Below are 17,410 nucleotides of genomic sequence, written 5' to 3'. Positions count from 1 at the left end.
TCATGTGCAGGTCCGCGCCGGGACCGGACGGCTGATTACTTAATGCTTGCCGCTGACGCTAGATTAGTCCGGTGACTACCAGTAACCCGAGAGTTCGCAAAGCCGTCATCCCCGCTGCGGGGCTGGGCACCCGGTTCCTTCCCGCCACCAAGGCTATGCCCAAGGAAATGCTTCCGGTGGTGGACAAGCCTGCCATCCAGTACGTCGTGGAGGAAGCCGTTGGAGTCGGACTCAACGATGTCCTGATGATCACGGGACGCAACAAGCGGGCGCTCGAGGATCACTTTGACCGTGTTCCGTCGCTTGAGTCCACCCTCTCGGACAAGGGTGATACCAAGAAGCTGGAGTCCATCCAGGCCGCCAGCAACCTCGGCGACATCCACTACGTCCGCCAGGGCGATCCCAACGGCCTCGGCCACGCCGTGCTGCGCGCCCGCCAGCATGTGGGCAACGAGCCCTTTGCCGTGCTCCTCGGTGATGACCTGATTGATGCCCGGGACGAGCTCCTGGGAACCATGATCGACGTGCAGGCCAAGACCGGCGGTTCGGTGGTTGCGCTCATCGAGGTGGATCCGTCCCAGATCAGCGCCTACGGCTGCGCGGACATCGAAGAGATCGACGGCGAAGGCTACGTGCGGATCAACAGGCTCGTTGAGAAGCCCGCGGCGGACGAGGCACCGTCCAACCTCGCAGTCATCGGCCGCTACGTGCTGCACCCCGCTGTCTTCGACGTGCTGGAGGAAACCGGCCCCGGCCGTGGCGGCGAGATCCAGCTGACCGATGCCCTGCAGGAACTTGCCACCGGCGAGGGTGAAGGCTACGGCGTCTACGGTGTGGTGTTCCGCGGACGCCGCTACGACACCGGTGACAAACTGAGCTACCTGAAGGCCTGCGTGCAGCTGGCCGTCGACAGTGATGACCTGGGCCCCGGCCTGCGGGAGTGGTTGCCGGGCTTCGCCGCCCAACTCGCCAAGTAGCATCGTGCGCTACGGTCCCATCTGGCCGGCCACGCTGGAATGCGGTGACCTGGTCCTGCGGCCCATCCGCTACCGCGACCGGAAAGAATGGACCGAAGTGCGGTCACGCAACAGCCAGTGGCTTGCGCCGTGGGAAGCGTCCAACCCGGATCCGCGCGGAGGGTTGCCGGACTACCGCCAGATGGTACGTTCGCTGAATTCCCAGGCGGCCCAGTCCACGGCGTTGCCCTTCCTCATCACCGAGCGGGTTGCCGGCAGCCGGAGCCCGCACATCGTGGGCCAGTTGACGGTGTCATCCATCCTTTGGGGCTCGGCAATGATGGCCACGCTGGGCTACTGGGTGGACCAGGCCAGGGCGGGCCACGGGATCGCTCCGACGGCGGTGGCCCTGGTGACAGACCACTGCTTCCAGACCCTGGGGCTGCACCGGATGGAAATCAACATCCGCCCCGAAAACGGGCCCAGCCTGCGGGTGGTGGAAAAGCTGGGATTCCGCGACGAGGGGTACCGGCCCCGCTACCTGCACATCAATGGTGAATGGGCTGACCACCGGTCCTTCGCGCTCACCTCCGAGGAAGTCCCGGACGGGCTGTTGCCGCGTTGGCTGGCCACCCGGACGTCTTAATTCCACTCATTTGGCAACCGCCCTGCGACACACCGCAGCCAATGCCACTGTGGCAGTGGTGATACTCATACGGTTTTGAGTGTGGACTTCCCCCTTAGCAGCTCTGTGATCCTTGTGGTTGCCGTCGTGCTCTGGATTGTGTGGGTTGCCCCCTACGTTCTCCGGAACCGCAGGCACCAATTCCGGCCCGCCGGCGATTTCATGGTGGACACCCCCGCAGAGGAGAAACCGGAACGGCCGCAAGGCATGGTCCTGAACGTCGCCGCCAAGCAGGAGAAAACGATGGATACCAGGAAGAGCGCCGCACCAGTGGCCAAGCCCGCGGGCGCTGCCAGGCCCACTGGCGCAGCCAACGGGCGGCTGCGCATCCACTACGGACGCACCTCCATCGCGCTTATGGGGTTCCTTTCGCTCATCACGGCATTCGTTTCCGGCGTCCTGCTGCCGTTCGGACTGGGTTCGGCCGTCCTGCCGCTGTCCTGCGTGGCGCTCACGGCAGCGTCAGTCGTCCTTTTGCGCACCCTCGCCGTCCGGAGCCGCAAGGCGAAGGTCAACGCAGCGTTCCGCTCGGCCATGAGCGCGCCGGCCCGCAGGGCTGCACCCCTTGACCGGATTCCGCCCAAGCCGGAAGCGGCACCTGTGCCTGCCCGGCCGGAAAGCCCGCTTTTCGACGCCGAGGCCCACACGCCCCAGCCCAAGCCGCTGACCGCCGTCGAACTGCGTGAAGCAGCCATCGCCGTAGCCGTGGCCGCGGGCGATACCAGCGCGGCAGCACCGGCGTCGGACGCTCCCTCCAGTACGCCCTGGGAGCCTGTTGAGGTCCCCAAGCCTGTGTACGTGGAGGCGGCCAAAGCCGAGCGGCCGGAGCCCAAACCGCTTGAGCTTCCCGAAGCACCCAAGGCCCTCGGTAAGCCGTCGCTGAAGCAGGGCGCGGCCGGAAACGCGGCGGGAGCGGCCGGTGCGGCACCTGTTGACGCCCAGCAGCTCACCAAGGCGCAGAGCGCGCTCAGCAACCTCGACGACGTCCTGCAGCGCCGCAGGGCCTAGTCTCCAGCCAGGCCCCAGCGCCGGACCCCGCACAGGCATCCATGGTGCCGGGAACGCCGGTTGGCATTGGGGCAGGAAAAATGTGTAGCCTAGGGGCACCGGTTCAGACCCCGCCAAAAGGTCGCACCGATCCGGGGCTATAGCTCAGTTGGTAGAGCGCTTCGTTCGCATCGAAGAGGTCAGGAGTTCGAATCTCCTTAGCTCCACAGTTATTGAAACGCCAAAGGCCATCCTTCCAGGATGGCCTTTGGCGTTTCCGGGCAACATCGGGGCCAGCGGGACCTGCCAAACGGTCTTCCGATGATCTAGTTGTCAGTTTGATAATTAACCGCTACCTTGTAATTATCTGATTGATAATTACGAAAGGAAGCGGCGATGACGGGCCTACTCGACTGGATGAACTCCGCAGCAGTGCCGGACCTCCTCGGCTCACCTGTAAGCTGGATTGAGGTCATCGGCTTCGCCACCGGCGCGGCCTGCGTCTACGGCGTGGCCAAGCAGAAGCTGTGGAACTGGCCGGTGGGGATCGTGAACAACGTTGCGTTCATCATCCTGTTCCTGGGTGCCGGCCTCTATGGGGAAACGGTCCTACAGGTCATCTTCGCTGCCGTGGCCGTCTATGGCTGGTTCAACTGGGTGCGCGGCAGTTCCGCCACCGAGGCCAGCAATGACCTGCCCATTCGGGACGCCACCGGCAAGGAAGTTCTCCTCGGCGCCGGTTCCACGATGGCCGGCACTGCTGCGGTGGCCATGATCCTGACGCACGGCACAGACTCCCAGGTGCCATGGCCGGACGCCTTCGTCCTGACAGCCTCCCTGGTTGCCACCTACTGGCAGGCGAAGAAGATCTTCCAGCACTGGTACCTCTGGATCCTCATCGACCTGGTCTCCATTCCCCTGTACTTCAGCCGGGGGCTGGCACTGACAGCCATCCTCTACATCGGATTCCTTGCCCTCTGCGTGTACGGGCTGAACGGCTGGAGGCGCAGCCGCGCCGCCGGGAAGAAACCCCTGATCACCGTCCCGGCAGGAGCCTGACAATGTTCACCCAGTCCATGGTCATCGGCAAGTTCTACCCTCCCCACGCCGGCCACGCCCACCTCATTGCCACAGCCGCCTCGCAGTCCGAAAAGGTGGCGGTCCTTGTCCTGGGCACACGCTTTGAGTCCATCACCGTCGCCGACCGCGCCAGCTGGCTGGCCGCCGAATTTGAAGGCACCAACATCCAGGTCATCGCGATGCCGAACGACTGCCCGGAGGACTACCACTCGGACGCCATCTGGAAGGCCCAGAACGAGCTCATGCGCCTGGCCCTGAAGTCCCGCGGCATCACCGCCGTCGACGCCGTCTTCAGCTCCGAGGCGTACGGCGCCCGGCTTGCGGGCTACTTCGGCGCCGAACACGTGCTCGTCGACCAGTCCCGCACCACCTATCCGATCAGCGGCACTATCTGCCGTGACGATCCCGCAGCGGCGTGGCCTTATGTACTGGCCCCGGCACGGCAGGAACTGGCAACCAGGATCATCGTTGTGGGCGCCGAATCCACCGGCACCACCACCCTCACCCGGGCCCTGATGGATCACTACCGGGGACGGTTCCCGCTGATCGCCGACGTGCCCGAATACGGCCGCGACTACACCTATGAGAAGTTCGACGCCCTGCGGGCCGTGAAGCCGGATGCCGAACTTGCCGACATGGTGTGGACCGCGCGGGACTTCAGCGTCATCGGTGCGCGGCAAAACCAGCTGGAAAACGCGGCGGCCGATACCTGCCCGCTGGTCATCGCCGACACCGACGCCTTGGCCACCACCCTGTGGGAACGGTATTACCTGGGGGAGCGCAGCTACGGCTCCTATCACGCAATGGATACCCTGCCGCGCCGGGATCTCTATCTGGTCACCGACGATGAAGGTGTGCCGTTCGAGGACGACGGTTGGCGGGAGGGCGAGCACCGCCGCGCCGAGATGACCGAGTGGTTCAAGGAGACACTGGCCGCGGAGGGACACTCCTGGATCCTGGTCACCGGCAGCCACGAACGGCGCATGAAAACCGCCACCGACGTCATTGACCTGGTCCTGGCCCAGCGGAACGGCTTCGCCTCCCCGCCCTGGGCCACCCGCACCGTCCTGGAAGGTGCGCCGGCATGAATGAAGCCAACGCCGAGCGGGACTATCTTGAGTCCTACCGGCCCGGTGACTACCCGTCCGTCGCCCTGACCGCAGACCTTGTGGTCTTCGCGGTCACCGGCGGCGTCCTCCGCGTGGCCCTGGTCCGCCGCGGCGCGCACCCCTTCAAGGGCCGGCTGGCCCTGCCGGGGGGATTCGTGGGGCCCCGGGAATCAGCGGAGGCAGCCGCCGGCCGCGAGCTGTCCGAGGAAACCGGGCTGGACCTGGGAACGCTGCCGGTCCACCTCGAACAGCTGGCGACGTACAGCGCCCCCGGGCGCGACCCCCGGATGCGGGTTGTTTCCGTTGCCCACCTGGTCCTGCTGGCGACGGACGGCACAAGCCTTCCCGCCGTCTCGGCCGGGACCGACGCCGCCGGCGCCGATTGGTACCCGGTCCACGAAATGCTCGCCGGCAGCACCGGCGAATCGCTGGCCTTCGACCATTTGCAGATCCTTGCGGAGGGCTTGCAGCGGCTGGCCGGCAAGATGGAATACACCACAGTCGCCGCACGGCTCCTCCCCGGAGAGTTCACGCTCACCCAACTGCGCACCGTTTACGAGGCAGTGTGGAATGCTCCGCTGGCGGCAGGAAACTTCACCCGCAAGATGACACCCCAGCTGGAGGACACCGGAAGGAAGGTCCGTGCTTCAACCGGGGGAGCGCCCGCTGCGCTGTTTACGGCAAGCGACCGGTACATTTACCCGCCGCTGTCCCGGCCCGGGCAGGAGTGACGCCCACGTACTGCGGGAGGCTGTTGAGGTACCGCCCTGCTACAGCCAGCCCTTGCGCTTGAAGATTCCGTACATGAGTCCCGCGGCGGCCACCATCAGGACAAGCGCCATGGGGTAGCCGAAACCCCAATGGAGTTCGGGCATGTGGTCAAAGTTCATGCCGTAGACCCCTGCCACGAAGGACGGCGCAAACAGGATCGCGGCCCAGGACGATATCTTCTTCACCTGTTCGTTCTGTTCGGCGCTTGCTTCGTTCTGCCGGTTGGCGGTGAGGGTCCCGTCCAGGGTCAGGGCGTTCTGCAACAGGTCCCGGAACGAATCGGCCCGGGAAATGACCCGCTCGGCGTGGTCCTCCACGTCCCGCAGGCTGTGCTGGAGTTCGGTTTCCACCCCGTACTTCGCAAACCCCCGCTTGAGCTGGTGCATCATGTCCGGCAGCGGGTGGATGGCCCGTTGGAACTGGATGACCTCACGGGCCAGTTCGTAGATCCGGCGCGAAACGCTGCTGTCGCCGCTGAACAGCTGGTCCTCGATCTCATCGATGTCGTTCTCCAGGCCGGCCACCACCGGGGCATAGTCGTCCACCACCCTGTCCAACAAGGCATAAAGCACCGCCTCGGGCCCATGCCGCAGGAGTTCAGGGCGGGCCTCGAGCCGCTGCCGCACCCGGGCCACGCCGGCCATTTCCGCGTGGCGGACCGTCACCACGAAGTTCCTCCCGGTGAAAATGTGGAGTTCGCCGAACTCCACCGTCTCGCTCGCGTCAAGGTAGCGCGCGGGCCGCAGGACGGTGAAAAGGTTGTCGTCATAGCGTTCCATCTTGGGGCGCTGGTGCGCCGAGATGGCGTCCTCGACAGCCAGTTCATGGAGGCCGAACTCGGCAGCTACGGCAGCCATCTCCTCCGCGGTGGGCCTGTACAGGCCGATCCATGCCATGCCGCCGTGCCGGGCCAGGGTTTCGAACGTCTGCTCAAGGCTTTCCGGTTCCGCATGGCGGGCGCCGTCCACGTACACGGCGTTGTCGATGATGGTCATTCAGGAAATCCTAGCGGCCGGCGGATGCCGAATTACTCAGGCCGCTGATGAGGGGTTCCGTGCGGTACGGGATGTGCGTGTGCAGGGCCAGTACCGTTTCGGTGCGGATGACTCCCTTGATCCTCAGCACCTGGCGCAGCGAAGACTGGAGGTTGTGGGTGTCCGTGGCCACCACCCGGCACCAGACGTCGCCGCGCCCGGAAATCTCGTGGACCTCCAGCACCTGCGGAATCAGCCGCAGGGCCCCCACAACGCCGTCCAATTCCCGGTGTGACACTTCGATGGTCACGAAGGCCACCACGTCGTAGCCCACGGCCTCCAGATCCACTTCCCGCCCGCCGGACCGGAGGACACCGGTCCTGATCAGGCGCCGAACCCGCGTCTGCGCAGTGTTCCGGGCAACCCCCACGGCATCGCTGAGTTCTCCTACCTGGATCCGGGGGTCCCGGATGAGGGCCAGCAGGATCTTCAGATCGGTGGCATCCAGATTGTTCAAATGCTCATTCTCCGTCACTCGCTCGCAGCATCTTTGATGATTGTGCTCAATTCTTGCACTTGTTTCGGATCAAAGGGGCAGCAGTGCCGCACTCTGGAGCCACACCTGTAATTCCCCGCGCGGCACCCCACAAGGGCCACCCGTGCGGCCAACCCCGGAGGCGGTACCATGACGGTCTTCAGCGAACTGCGGATGCGCCCCGCCACGGCGTCCGGCTGGAACGCCTCCACCACTGCCCGGCTGGTGATCTCCGGCGCGGTGATCTTCGCCCTGCTGGTGGGGGCCAACCTTGCCACGCCGCTGTATCCGCTGCTGCAGGCATCGCTTGGCCTTTCGGCGCTGGACGTCACGGCAGCGTTCGCCAGCTACGTCCTCGCCCTCGTGGCCACCCTGATGCTGGCCGGGCACTGGTCGGACCACATCGGCCGCAGGGCCGCGCTGCTCCTGGCTGTGCTGGGCGGCCTCGCCGGAAACCTTGTCTTTGCCGAAGCCCATACCCTGGCGGGACTGTGCGCGGGCCGCGCCCTGCAGGGGATCGCCGTCGCGCTGGCAACGGGCGCCAGCGCCGCCGCCCTGCGCGAGCTTCTGCCCTCCCGGCCGGAGTGGGCGTCTCGCTTCACGCTGCTGGCTTCCTCCGGGGGAGTCGCTGCGGGGCCGGCCATCGGCGGCTTGCTGTCCCTGCTGCCCGGCGCCACGACGGCACCCTACGGCGTGCATTCCGTGGTCCTCGCCGGCTTGCTGGTTCCGCTCTTCCTCATCCGCGCACGCCCGGCAATTGCTATTCCGGCCGTGTCCCGTCCGCTCCAGGTTCTTGCCCCCCGCCGTCCGGCGGTGTCCCGGAACGCGCGGGGAGCTTTCTGGCTGGCTTCCGGCGTGGGGTTCCTGAGTTTCGCTGTGTTTGGGTTTTCCCTATCCCTGGCGCCGGGGTACTTCGCTGGGGTCCTGGGGACTGACTCCCGGCCCCTGATCGGTGTCCTCGCCGGATTGCCGCTGGCGGCCTCGGCCTTCAGCCAGTTGCTCACCGTGCGGGGCCGGTTTGTCGTTCCGGCGGGCCTTGCCGTCCTGGGCGCCTCCGTTGTCCTGCTGGGGACGGCCGGAGCCATGCACAGCCCGCTGCTGCTGGTGGCCGCCTGCGTGGCCGCAGGGATGGGGCAGGGGCTGGCCTTCCGCACGGTCTTCAATGATGTTGCGGGCAAGGTGGAGCCCGTCCGCCATGCCCAGGTGATCAGCACGGTTTACGTCATCACGTACCTGGGCAGCGCCGTCCCGGTTCTGGGCCTCGGATGGGCGTCTGGCATGGTGGGACAGCCTGCGGCCGTGCTCGGATTCGTTGTGGTGTGCGGCGCCGCTGCAGTGGCCCTGGCTGGCCTGACGCTGGCGCGGGCGTTGCGCGGCAGGGACGCCTGAGGGCAGTACCCCGTCAGTCGGGCAGCGGCCCGTGGTTGCCCTGGATGTGCTCAAAAACCAGGGTGGTTTCGGTATGGCCCACTACGGGGTCCGTGGCGAGGTTGTCGAGCACCCAGTCCCGGAGGTCCTCCGTGCTGCCGACTGCTATATGCAGCAGGTAATCCACGGAACCTGAGGTGTGGAAGGTGGACAGCACTGCTGGCAGGTGCGGGACCCGGGCGGTAAAACGGTCGATCTGGTCGCGGTCGTGGGCACGCAGCCGGACAGCCACCAGCGCCTGTACGGACCTGCCAATGGCCGAAAGGCTCAGCTTGGCTTCGTAGCCCTGGACGATTCCGCGTTCGGACAGTGCCCTTGTGCGCATCAGGGCAGTGGACGGCGCGATGCCCACCATTTCGGCGAGCTGCTTGTTCGAGATCCGCGCGTCGGCCACCAGCGCGGCAAGGAGGCGCTCGTCGATGGCATCCAACGGCTCCAGGTGTGCTCCGGGCCTGGGGTGCCGGGGATTCATGCTCACTGCGGGTTCCTTCCAACGGGTCGTGCATTCATCCTAGACCGCCGGAACCGCCCGCCCGGGCCCTGCGGCGCCCGGCGGGCCGAATTATTGCCGCTTCCATCAGTTCCTGCGAAGGACTTAATTCGTTGTCCGGATAGGCGTGGAGGTGCGCTCAGGCCGTCCCGGGCTCCCGCCGGGGATGGACGACGGCGACAATCGCCGCCGTGAGGCAGGCCAGCACCATGACGGCTGCTGCCAGGGCGTTCCAGCCCAGGGACTGGAACAGCAGGCCGCCTGCCCAGCCGAGCACGCTGGAGCCCAGGTAGTAGGCCAGGTTGTACAGGGACGCTGCCTGGGCCCGGCCTGACGTGGCGATGGCGCCTGTCCAGCCGGCGCCGATGCTGTGGGCCGCGAAGAAGCCGCCGGTGAAGACCACCAGGCCGGCGAGGATCAGGGCCAGGGACTGCATCAGTGTCAGGGCAAGCCCGCCCACGGCCAGGGCCAGGCCAGCCAAAAGGACGGACCGGCGGCCGAAGCGCATGGTCAGCCCGGCAGCCCAGCGGGAAGTGACGGTTCCGGACAGGTAGGCAAGGAAGATCAGGCTGATCAGGGTTGCGGGCAGGGTGAACGGCTCGCCGGACAGCCGGAACCCCAGGTAGTTGTAGACAGCCACGAAGCCGCCCATCATGAGGAAGGCCTGGAGGTAGAGGGCCAGCAGGCGGCCATGGCGCACATGCCCGGCAAGCGTCCTGAAGGCCCCGCGCAGGCCGGTGCCCCCGGATGCCACGAAACCCCGCGCTTTGGGCACCAGCAGCAGGAAGGCAACCGCGGCCAGCGTGGCCAGGACCGACACCGCCAGCGCGGCCGCGCGCCAGCCCCACAGTTCCCCGGCCGGTCCTGCCACCAGCCTCCCGGCCAGGCCGCCAAGGGTGGTGCCTGCCACGTAGCTTCCGGCAGCAACGGCGGCGTGCGCCTTGGTCACTTCCTCGTTCAGGTACGCGATGGCAATGGCAGGGATTCCGCCCAGCGCCATTCCTTCGAGCAGGCGCAGTACCAGCAGGAGCTGGAAACTGCCGGCCAGGGGCACCAGGAGGCCCAGGATGGTGGCCACGCAGATGCCCCACGTCATGGCACGGACCCTGCCGATCCTGTCGGCGAGGAAGGACCAGGGGATGACAGTGACGGCAAGTCCCACCGTGGCCAGCGAGATGGTCAGCGCGGCCTCGGCTGCGCTGATCTGCAGATCGGAGGCAAGCAGGGGCAGCACTGCCTGCGTGGAGTAAAGCTGGGCGAACGTGGCAACACCGGCGAAGGACAGGCCGGCGAGGATCCTCGCGTAAGTGGCGGACCCCTTCGCATGCCCGGTCCAGCGCGGCGGCGGGGCGTGGGTGCCTGCAGTGCTGGTGTTTGGTGGCATGGGGCAAGCGTAGTCCCGGAACAATAGATGCTTCCAATGCATTATTCATGCCAGACTCATAGCTGTTGTGGATGATTTTGAAAGGGGCAGGCTGATGGAACCGGACCGGAAACAACTCGTTCAGCTGCTTCCGCTCCTCCCTGTGCTGGCGGAGCTGGGCCGTACGGAGCACATCACCGGAACCGCGGAAGTCCTGGGAGTACCCCAGTCAACGGTGAGCCGGGCCATCGCCCGGGCGAGCGCCGTCGTCGGAACCGAACTCCTGGTCCGCGACGGAAGGGGAGTCCGCCTGACCCCCGCCGCGCGCACCCTCCTGCCGTACATCGAGAACGCCCTGGAGGAGTTCCGTGCGGGATTGGACGTAGTGCGCAATGAGTCGGATGTGGCCCGGGGCAGGATCGCGGTGTCGTTCCAGCACACCTTCGGCGAGGGGACCCTGCCCCTGCTCATCAGTGCGTTCCGCAGCAGGCATCCGGGAGCAGCCTTCACGCTGAGCCAGGGTGCCCGGAACGCCTGCCTCGAAGAGCTGGCGTCCGGTGAATCCGACCTCGCCCTCACCGCCCCGGCCGCACCTCCCGGCCGCCACTTGGAATCGGCACCGCTCTACCGGGAGCCGCTGCGCCTCGTGGTGCACCATACCCACCGCCTCGCGGGCAGTCCGACGGCGGACCTTGCCGACATCAGGACGGAACCATTCGTGGCCCTCGGCGCAGGATACGGGCTGCGTTCCCTGACTGACGCGCTGTTCAGGGAGGCCGGATACCGTCCCCGGATAGCCTTCGAAAGCCAGGACTCCCACACGGTCCGCGGGCTCGTTTCCGCCGGGCTCGGCGTCAGCATCCTGCCGCCGGGCGGTGACGCGCCCGGCCGCACCGTGAGCCCGGAGACCGGGAACCTCGGGTGGGTGGAGGTGCCGCTAAGCTCGGCGCTCGCCGTTCGCGAGGTGGGCCTGTCCTGGCGCCGGGCCAAGGCAGGAACCGAACCTGCGTCCGTGCGCCTGTTCCGGGAGATGGTGGTCACCGAAGGCCCCCGGCTGCTGGCCGGCCTGGTCAGGCACCGCACGGAACATTGACAGCAGCGGCAGTGACATCCGGGCATGGCGCAGCAGCCTTGCCGTCCGCTCCGGACAGTAGTCTTGTGACGTGCAAAACAGCGAACAACCTCCTGCCGTTCCCGTCCACAACTCCGGTGCATCCGGCGCCGGCCCGCTGGCCGGCATCATCATCGGGCTCGACATTGGTGGCACCAAGACCCGCGGAATCCGGTTCGAAGACGGGATTCCGGCTGCTGACGAGTCCGTGGGAAGCTCCAACGTCCAGAACGTCAGCCGCGACGAGGCCGCACGCAACATTGCCGAGCTTTTCGCCCGGATCGGTGATGGTCCGGTGTCCCGCGTCTACGCCGGCTCCGGCGGCATCGACACAGCCGAGGACGCCGAAGCCCTGGCCGCCCTGATCCGGCCGCACGTTCCCGGCGCCGTGGTCACGGTGGTGCACGATTCCCGCCTGCTGCTGGCGGCCGGACGCGCCCGCACCGGCGTGGCTGTCATCGCGGGCACCGGTTCGGCGGCGTGGGGCAGGAACTTCGATGGAGCCGAGGCACGGGCCGGAGGGTGGGGTTACCTGCTCGGTGACGAAGGCAGCGGGTACTGGCTGGGCCGGGAAGCGGTCCGCCACAGCCTCCGCCGGATGGATCAGGGACTGGCTGTGGATCCGCTCACCTCGGCGCTGCTGGAGTCTTGCGGAGTGGACCACCCCAACCGTCTCATTGCGCTCTTCCACTCACCGGACACCGGCCGCAGGTTCTGGGCCCAGCAGGCGAGGCATGTGGTGGAGGCAGCGGCCCGGGGGCACCAGGAAAGCCGGGACATGCTCGACCAGGCCGGAAAGGACCTCGCGGGCCTGGCCCTCCAGGTCCTGCACCAGCTGGGAATCAAGGGTCCGGTCATCCTGGGCAGCGGTCTGGGCATGAACGTGGTGCCCCTGCAGGAGGCCTTCCGGCGCCACCTGGCCGACGGCGGCGCGGCTGACGTCAGGGTGCTGGACCAGGAACCTGTATTCGGGGTGCTCCAACTCGTGGCCGAGCCCGCCTGACGGACAGGGCCGCCATCCGGGCCCGGCGCCGTCAGTCCCGGACGGTCCGCTTGCGGGGCGTGAGCCGGACGCCTGGAAGCGGCGGCGCCGGTATCCGTCCGGCTTCGGCGCCGGCGTCCGGACCGTGGCCCGGAACCAGCCCGTAGCGTGCGGCCGCCGCGTGGGCACCGGCCAGGCCTGCCTGCGCTTCCCAGTCCCCGCGGGCCTGTTCCACCTCATCATGGGTGCGGCCCACAAAGTTCCACCACATCAGCAGTTCCTCCCGGAATGGCTCCCCGCCGATCAGCAGAAACCGGGTGCCGGGATCGGCCTGCAGCCGAAGATCCTTCCGGCCCGTACCCAAGTAGCCCAGCGGCCCCGGCGGAAGCTCCTGCCCATCCAGCCGCAGCCCGCCGTCGAGCACCAGGATGCCGTGTTCGAACTCCGCATCCAGCGGCAGGACGGCATCGCCGTCGCACCAGACGTCAGCCCCAACAATGGGCGAGAACATCCTGGCAGGCGACGCCACGCCGTCGAACGTTCCCACCATGACGGTGGCGGTGAAACCGGCGCCGGTGGCCCGGGGCAACTCCCGGTGCTGTTCAAACGCCGGCGCGCAGTGCCGGTCGGCGTCAGGAAGCGCCACCCATAGCTGGAGGCCGCGTTGCACAGGCAGGACGCCGTCCTGCGGCAGAACCGCGAACTCCGAGTGGGAGACGCCGTGGCCCGCCGTCATGATGTTCAGCTCACCGGGCCGGACCACCACGTCGCTTCCCACGCTGTCGCGGTGCCGGATGGTCCCGGCGAGGGGCCAAGTTACCGTCTGCAGCCCGATATGCGGGTGCGGCAGGACCGACATCGCCGTCCGGTCCGGACCGAAGCTGTCCAGGAAACACCAGGCGCCGATGGTCGGCAGGCCGCGCTGGGGGAGGGTCCGCCGGACGTTCATGGCGCGCACCCCGCCGAGCGGCACTTCCCGCTCAGGCCACAGCTGCAGGCACGGGCCGGAGGGACCCTCTGCGGCGGCCGGGGGACAGACTTCCTGCTGCGGCGATACTTCCAAGTTGGTCACCCTCCCACTTTAGGGCCGGGGCGTGTTGCTGTGCGGCAGCGGTGTCCCATCCGGACCGCACGCGGCTGCGAATGGTCACAGTAGGGATTCCTTTGTCCGGATCCGTGCCGCAAACTGCTGTGCGCCGGGCCGGCTTGGGTTACCGTAACTATCAGCGTGCTGATGACCATGTCACGTCGCTTTCAGTGGCATCCGAGCAGAACAGGTAAGTCCGCACCATGGACACATCGATGATCGAATTCCAGAACGTGACCAAGGAGTACCAGGGCGGACAGCCTGCCGTGGACGGCTTGACCATGTCCATCCGTAAAGGCTCCATCACAGTTTTCGTGGGGCCGTCCGGCTGCGGTAAGACCACGTCGCTGCGCATGATCAACCGGATGGTGGAGCCCACCTCCGGAGTGATCACTGTGGACGGCAAGGACGTCACTTCGGCGCCTGCCGCCGAACTGAGGCGTTCCATGGGCTACGTCATGCAGTCCGCCGGCCTGCTGCCGCACCGTTCGGTGCTGGACAACATTGCCACCGTTCCGAGGCTGAACGGCGTCTCGAAAGCCGACGCCCGCAAACGCGCTGAAGAGCTCCTCGACGTCGTGGGCCTTGCCCGGTCCCTGGGGAAGAGGTACCCCGCCCAGCTGTCCGGCGGCCAGCAGCAGCGGGTGGGGGTGGCCCGTGCCCTCGCGGCCGACCCGCCGGTCCTGCTCATGGACGAGCCGTTCAGTGCCGTGGACCCTGTGGTCCGGGAAGAGCTGCAGCAGGAACTCCTGCGCCTCCAGAAGGACCTGGCCAAGACCATCGTCTTCGTTACCCACGACATCGACGAGGCCACCGTGCTGGGCGACATGGTTGCCGTCTTCGCTGTCGGCGGGAAACTGGCGCAGTACGCCACTCCCGAGGAGATCCTCCGGGCACCGGCCAACGACTTCGTCGCTTCCTTCGTGGGCAGGGACCGCGGGTTCCGCCACCTCGGGTTCACCCCTTCCGACGGCGTCACCATCCATCCGGTGGCCACGATCATCCGGGGAGCGGCCGGCAACGAGTCAGATCCCGGGGCCGCCGGCGGCTGGCAGCTGGTGGTGGATGCGGACATGCACCCCCTCGGCTGGGCGGTGCCCGGAGACGATACCGGCCTCATCCCCGGCGGTTCGCTGTTCCGGCCCGGAGAAAGCCTGCGCCGTGCCCTCGACTCGGCCCTGTCCTCGCCGTCGGGCCTTGGTGTGGCCGTGGACGCCGCCGGCAAGGTGCTGGGCGCCGTCCGCGGCGGTGAAGTGCTGGCCCTGATCGAAGAAGCCCGCCAGCTCAGGCAGGCAGCGCTCTGATGGAATGGTTCCTCTCCAACAGCGGCATGGTTTTCGAACGGGCCGGGCAACACCTGGTCCTCGCCCTTGTTCCCATGGTGCTGGGGCTGGTGCTGTCCATCCCGCTGGCGCAGCTCGCGCGCAGGAACGGGGCACTGCGGTCAGTGGTTCTGACGTCGAGCTCGCTGCTCTACACCATTCCGTCGCTGGCTCTGTTCATCATCCTGCCCACCATCCTGGGCACACGGGTCCTGGACCCACTGAACGTGATAGTTGCGCTGACCATCTACGCTGTGGCACTGCTCGTTCGGGCCGCGCTGGACGCCTTCGACTCCGTGGACCAGGAAGTATCCCAGGCCGCTGTCGCCATGGGATACCGGCCACTTGCACGGTTCCTGCAGGTTGACCTGCCGCTGTCCCTGCCGGTCATGTTTGCCGGCTTGCGGGTGGTGTCCGTCAGCAACATCTCCCTGGTCAGCGTGGCAGCGCTCCTGGGTATCGGTAACCTCGGCATGCTTTTCACCTCCGGCCTGCAGAGGGACTTCGTCACTGAGATCGTGGTGGGCATCGTGGCCATCCTGGTCCTTGCGCTGCTGATGGATGCCGTCCTTGTCCTGCTTGAAAGAATCCTCACGCCCTGGGTGCGGGCCGGAAAACAGTCCCGGCAAGACTTGGATGCGAATGCTGACGAACCGGAGGTTGCCGCGCGGCGCCTGGCCCAGCCGCAGGCCGGAGGAGGCAACGCATGAGCAACGTCTTCACCGATACCTTCGCCTGGCTTGCCGACCCCCTGCACTGGTCCGGAAGCATGGGGATCCCCGTGCGGCTGGCCGAGCACCTGCAGTACACGGGGCTGGTGATGCTGATCGCCACGGCAATTGCTGTGCCCATCGGTCTGTTCGTGGGCCACACCGGAAAAGGGCGGGTGGCGGTGGTGGCCGTGGCGGGGGCGTTGCGCGCCCTGCCCACGCTGGGCCTCCTGACACTCTTCGTGCTGCTCGCCGGCATCGGCCTCATGCCGCCGGTCTGGGCGCTGGTGATCCTCACCGTTCCGCCACTCCTGGCCGGAACCTATGCCGGAATCTCCAGCGTGGACCGGAACGTGGTGGATGCCGCCCGCGCCATGGGCATGACGGAACTGCAGGTCCTGTTCCGGGCCGAGCTGCCCAACGCCCTGACCGTCATGTTCGGCGGGTTCCGCACGGGCGTGCTGCAGGTTGTGGCCACCGTCTCCGTGGTGGCCTACATCAACCTCGGCGGCCTGGGACGGTACCTCTTCGACGGACTGGTCCTCAGCGACTTCCCCCAGATGCTGGGAGGCTCGCTGCTCATCGCCGTGCTCGCCATCGCCGTCGACCTTGTCCTCGCCCTGTTCCAGAGGCTCTTCCTCGCCACCGGGGCCTCACGCAAGCCACGCCGCAGCCAGCAGGCCGCGGCAGATCGTACAGACCCCGTCCCTGCGGAGACTGTCCTACAAGGAGGTAAGTCATGAAAGAAAACCGTCCACTCAACCTGGGCCGGAGGAGCTTCGGCGGCCTCGCGGCAGGGCTTGGCCTTGCCGTTGCACTGTCTGCCTGCGGCGGCTCATCGGACCCGCTCAGCAACGCCCCGTCCAGCAACGCCGGCTCCTCCGGCGGTGCAACGTCCCTGACGGTGGGCTCGGCCGACTTCCCCGAGAGCCAGATCATCGCGGAACTGTATGCCGGGGCCCTGAACGCAGCCGGCGTCACCGCCACCACCAAACCCAACATCGGTTCGCGCGAGGTCTACTTCAAGGCCGTCCAGGACGGTTCCGTAGACGTGGTTCCGGACTATACCGGCAACCTGCTGCTGTACGTGGACAAGGAAGCCACGCAGGTTTCCGCTGACGACATCTACAAGGCCCTGCCGGACAAGCTGGCCGACGGCCTTGCCGTAGCCGAGGCGTCCAAGGCTGAGGACAAGGACGCCATGGTGGTCACCAAGGCCACCGCCGAGAAGTACCAGCTCAAGTCCATCGAGGACCTCGCGAAGGTCTGCAGCGAGATTGTGGTCGGTGCGCCGGCAACGTTCGCAGAACGCGCCTACGGACTGCCCGGGCTTAAGAAGAACTACAACTGCGAGCCCAAGAAGCTGGAGCCGTTCAGCGACGGCGGCGGCCCCGTGACCCTGAAGGCGCTCCTCGAGGACCAAGTCCAGGTGGCAGACATCTACACCACTACGCCGTCCATCGCGGACAACGACCTGGTGGTGCTGGAGGATCCGAAGAACAACTTCATCGCCCAGCAGGTCGTACCGCTGTACAACGAAAAGAACATGACGGACAAGGCCAAGGAAGCGCTGAACTCGGTTTCCCGCATCCTGACCACCGATGACCTCATCAACCTCAACCGCGCAGTCAGCGGCAGCCAGAAGCAGAATGCGAAGGACGCTGCGGCGGCCTGGCTGAAGGACAAGGGCATCGTCAAGTAGTTTCCGCCCCTCGCGGGGCTTGCTTCGCCATGACGACTGCGGCTGCCGGACTTTCAGAAGTCCGGCAGCCGCCGTCGTCCTTATGTGGGCGAGGTCTCAGCGGCTGTCCATCCTTCCT

18 protein-coding genes and 1 tRNA gene are annotated in these 17,410 nt (G+C 66.9%); 14 read left to right on the top strand and 5 right to left on the bottom strand.

The genetic code is table 11. The annotated features are described in order from the left end of the window. Positions 1-71 precede the first annotated feature (71 nt). From galU to ACHL_RS12960, 7 genes are all read left to right on the top strand, one after another. Positions 72-977, top strand: a complete 906-nt coding sequence (gene galU / locus ACHL_RS12990; protein WP_015937746.1) for a UTP--glucose-1-phosphate uridylyltransferase GalU — start codon at positions 72-74, stop codon at positions 975-977. 4 nt (positions 978-981) lie between these two features. Beyond that, positions 982-1,602: a GNAT family N-acetyltransferase gene (locus ACHL_RS12985; RefSeq protein WP_015937745.1), complete on the top strand. Its 621-nt coding sequence runs from the start codon at positions 982-984 to the stop codon at positions 1,600-1,602. 105 nt (positions 1,603-1,707) lie between these two features. Beyond that, complete coding sequence (locus ACHL_RS12980) at positions 1,708-2,649, top strand: hypothetical protein (protein WP_015937744.1); 942 nt, start codon at positions 1,708-1,710, stop codon at positions 2,647-2,649. 133 nt (positions 2,650-2,782) lie between these two features. Then, positions 2,783-2,855, top strand: a tRNA-Ala gene (locus ACHL_RS12975). Positions 2,856-3,024: 169 nt separating this feature from the next. Next, on the top strand, positions 3,025-3,687 hold the full coding sequence (pnuC, locus tag ACHL_RS12970; protein ID WP_015937743.1) for a nicotinamide riboside transporter PnuC: 663 nt from the start codon (positions 3,025-3,027) through the stop codon (positions 3,685-3,687). 2 nt (positions 3,688-3,689) lie between these two features. Continuing rightward, a complete protein-coding gene (locus ACHL_RS12965) occupies positions 3,690-4,796 on the top strand; it encodes an AAA family ATPase (RefSeq protein WP_015937742.1) in 1,107 nt (368 codons plus the stop codon). Continuing rightward, complete coding sequence (locus tag ACHL_RS12960; protein WP_015937741.1) at positions 4,793-5,548, top strand: NUDIX hydrolase; 756 nt, start codon at positions 4,793-4,795, stop codon at positions 5,546-5,548. The genes ACHL_RS12965 and ACHL_RS12960 overlap by 4 nt, the downstream gene beginning before the upstream one ends. 39 nt (positions 5,549-5,587) lie before the next feature. Here ACHL_RS12960 and corA read toward each other — a convergent pair whose 3' ends face one another. Together corA and ACHL_RS12950 are read right to left on the bottom strand one after the other, a co-directional pair. Further along, on the bottom strand, positions 5,588-6,583 hold the full coding sequence (gene corA / locus ACHL_RS12955) for a magnesium/cobalt transporter CorA (protein ID WP_015937740.1): 996 nt from the start codon (positions 6,581-6,583) through the stop codon (positions 5,588-5,590). 10 nt (positions 6,584-6,593) lie between these two features. Beyond that, entirely contained in the window at positions 6,594-7,079 is a 486-nt protein-coding gene (locus ACHL_RS12950) for an Lrp/AsnC family transcriptional regulator (protein ID WP_015937739.1), read from the bottom strand. A gap of 168 nt (positions 7,080-7,247) precedes the next feature. On the opposite strand from ACHL_RS12950, the gene ACHL_RS12945 reads away from it, so the two are divergent. Continuing rightward, a complete protein-coding gene (locus ACHL_RS12945) occupies positions 7,248-8,486 on the top strand; it encodes an MFS transporter (protein ID WP_015937738.1) in 1,239 nt (412 codons plus the stop codon). Positions 8,487-8,499: 13 nt separating this feature from the next. On the opposite strand, the gene ACHL_RS12940 is transcribed toward ACHL_RS12945, so the two are convergent. Together ACHL_RS12940 and ACHL_RS12935 are read right to left on the bottom strand one after the other, a co-directional pair. Next, a complete protein-coding gene (locus ACHL_RS12940; protein WP_050767168.1) occupies positions 8,500-8,997 on the bottom strand; it encodes an Lrp/AsnC family transcriptional regulator in 498 nt (165 codons plus the stop codon). Positions 8,998-9,154: 157 nt separating this feature from the next. Beyond that, positions 9,155-10,399, bottom strand: coding sequence for an MFS transporter (locus ACHL_RS12935; protein ID WP_043794059.1), 1,245 nt, complete (start codon positions 10,397-10,399; stop codon positions 9,155-9,157). A 94-nt stretch (positions 10,400-10,493) separates the two neighbouring features. Here ACHL_RS12935 and ACHL_RS12930 point away from each other — a divergent pair, with 94 nt between their 5' ends. Together ACHL_RS12930 and ACHL_RS12925 are read left to right on the top strand one after the other, a co-directional pair. Then, positions 10,494-11,471, top strand: coding sequence for a LysR family transcriptional regulator (locus tag ACHL_RS12930; protein ID WP_015937735.1), 978 nt, complete (start codon positions 10,494-10,496; stop codon positions 11,469-11,471). 70 nt (positions 11,472-11,541) lie between these two features. Further along, positions 11,542-12,492, top strand: coding sequence for an N-acetylglucosamine kinase (locus ACHL_RS12925; RefSeq protein WP_015937734.1), 951 nt, complete (start codon positions 11,542-11,544; stop codon positions 12,490-12,492). Positions 12,493-12,523: 31 nt separating this feature from the next. Here ACHL_RS12925 and ACHL_RS12920 read toward each other — a convergent pair whose 3' ends face one another. Next, positions 12,524-13,543 (bottom strand): pirin family protein, encoded by a 1,020-nt coding sequence (locus tag ACHL_RS12920; protein ID WP_043794058.1) that lies wholly within the window; start codon positions 13,541-13,543, stop codon positions 12,524-12,526. A 218-nt stretch (positions 13,544-13,761) separates the two neighbouring features. On the opposite strand from ACHL_RS12920, the gene ACHL_RS12915 reads away from it, so the two are divergent. Genes ACHL_RS12915 through ACHL_RS12900 form a run of 4 tightly spaced genes read left to right on the top strand, consistent with a single transcriptional unit; the run spans position 13,762 to position 17,292 of the window. Then, positions 13,762-14,862: an ABC transporter ATP-binding protein gene (locus ACHL_RS12915; protein ID WP_043794056.1), complete on the top strand. Its 1,101-nt coding sequence runs from the start codon at positions 13,762-13,764 to the stop codon at positions 14,860-14,862. Next, entirely contained in the window at positions 14,862-15,590 is a 729-nt protein-coding gene (locus tag ACHL_RS12910; RefSeq protein ID WP_015937731.1) for an ABC transporter permease, read from the top strand. Before ACHL_RS12915 ends, ACHL_RS12910 begins: the two co-directional genes overlap by 1 nt. Next, positions 15,587-16,333, top strand: a complete 747-nt coding sequence (locus tag ACHL_RS12905; protein WP_015937730.1) for an ABC transporter permease — start codon at positions 15,587-15,589, stop codon at positions 16,331-16,333. The genes ACHL_RS12910 and ACHL_RS12905 overlap by 4 nt, the downstream gene beginning before the upstream one ends. Further along, a complete protein-coding gene (locus ACHL_RS12900) occupies positions 16,330-17,292 on the top strand; it encodes an ABC transporter substrate-binding protein (RefSeq protein WP_015937729.1) in 963 nt (320 codons plus the stop codon). Before ACHL_RS12905 ends, ACHL_RS12900 begins: the two co-directional genes overlap by 4 nt. The last annotated feature ends 118 nt before the right edge of the window (positions 17,293-17,410 follow it).

This window comes from Pseudarthrobacter chlorophenolicus A6, from assembly GCF_000022025.1.
Classification (GTDB): domain Bacteria; phylum Actinomycetota; class Actinomycetes; order Actinomycetales; family Micrococcaceae; genus Arthrobacter; species Arthrobacter chlorophenolicus.
This window is presented reverse-complemented; position numbering and strand designations above follow the sequence as displayed.

Bases quoted from the DNA above. Each gene is read 5' to 3' on its own strand.
- pnuC (WP_015937743.1), top strand. From the start codon at position 3,025: ATGACGGGCCTACTCGACTGGATGAACTCCGCAGCAGTGCCGGACCTC.
- ACHL_RS12965 (WP_015937742.1), top strand. From the start codon at position 3,690: ATGTTCACCCAGTCCATGGTCATCGGCAAGTTCTACCCTCCCCACGCC.
- ACHL_RS12960 (WP_015937741.1), top strand. From the start codon at position 4,793: ATGAATGAAGCCAACGCCGAGCGGGACTATCTTGAGTCCTACCGGCCC.
- corA (WP_015937740.1), bottom strand. From the start codon at position 6,583: ATGACCATCATCGACAACGCCGTGTACGTGGACGGCGCCCGCCATGCG.
- ACHL_RS12945 (WP_015937738.1), top strand. From the start codon at position 7,248: ATGACGGTCTTCAGCGAACTGCGGATGCGCCCCGCCACGGCGTCCGGC.
- ACHL_RS12940 (WP_050767168.1), bottom strand. From the start codon at position 8,997: ATGAATCCCCGGCACCCCAGGCCCGGAGCACACCTGGAGCCGTTGGAT.
- ACHL_RS12935 (WP_043794059.1), bottom strand. From the start codon at position 10,399: ATGCCACCAAACACCAGCACTGCAGGCACCCACGCCCCGCCGCCGCGC.
- ACHL_RS12930 (WP_015937735.1), top strand. From the start codon at position 10,494: ATGGAACCGGACCGGAAACAACTCGTTCAGCTGCTTCCGCTCCTCCCT.
- ACHL_RS12915 (WP_043794056.1), top strand. From the start codon at position 13,762: ATGGACACATCGATGATCGAATTCCAGAACGTGACCAAGGAGTACCAG.
- ACHL_RS12910 (WP_015937731.1), top strand. From the start codon at position 14,862: ATGGAATGGTTCCTCTCCAACAGCGGCATGGTTTTCGAACGGGCCGGG.
- ACHL_RS12905 (WP_015937730.1), top strand. From the start codon at position 15,587: ATGAGCAACGTCTTCACCGATACCTTCGCCTGGCTTGCCGACCCCCTG.
- ACHL_RS12900 (WP_015937729.1), top strand. From the start codon at position 16,330: ATGAAAGAAAACCGTCCACTCAACCTGGGCCGGAGGAGCTTCGGCGGC.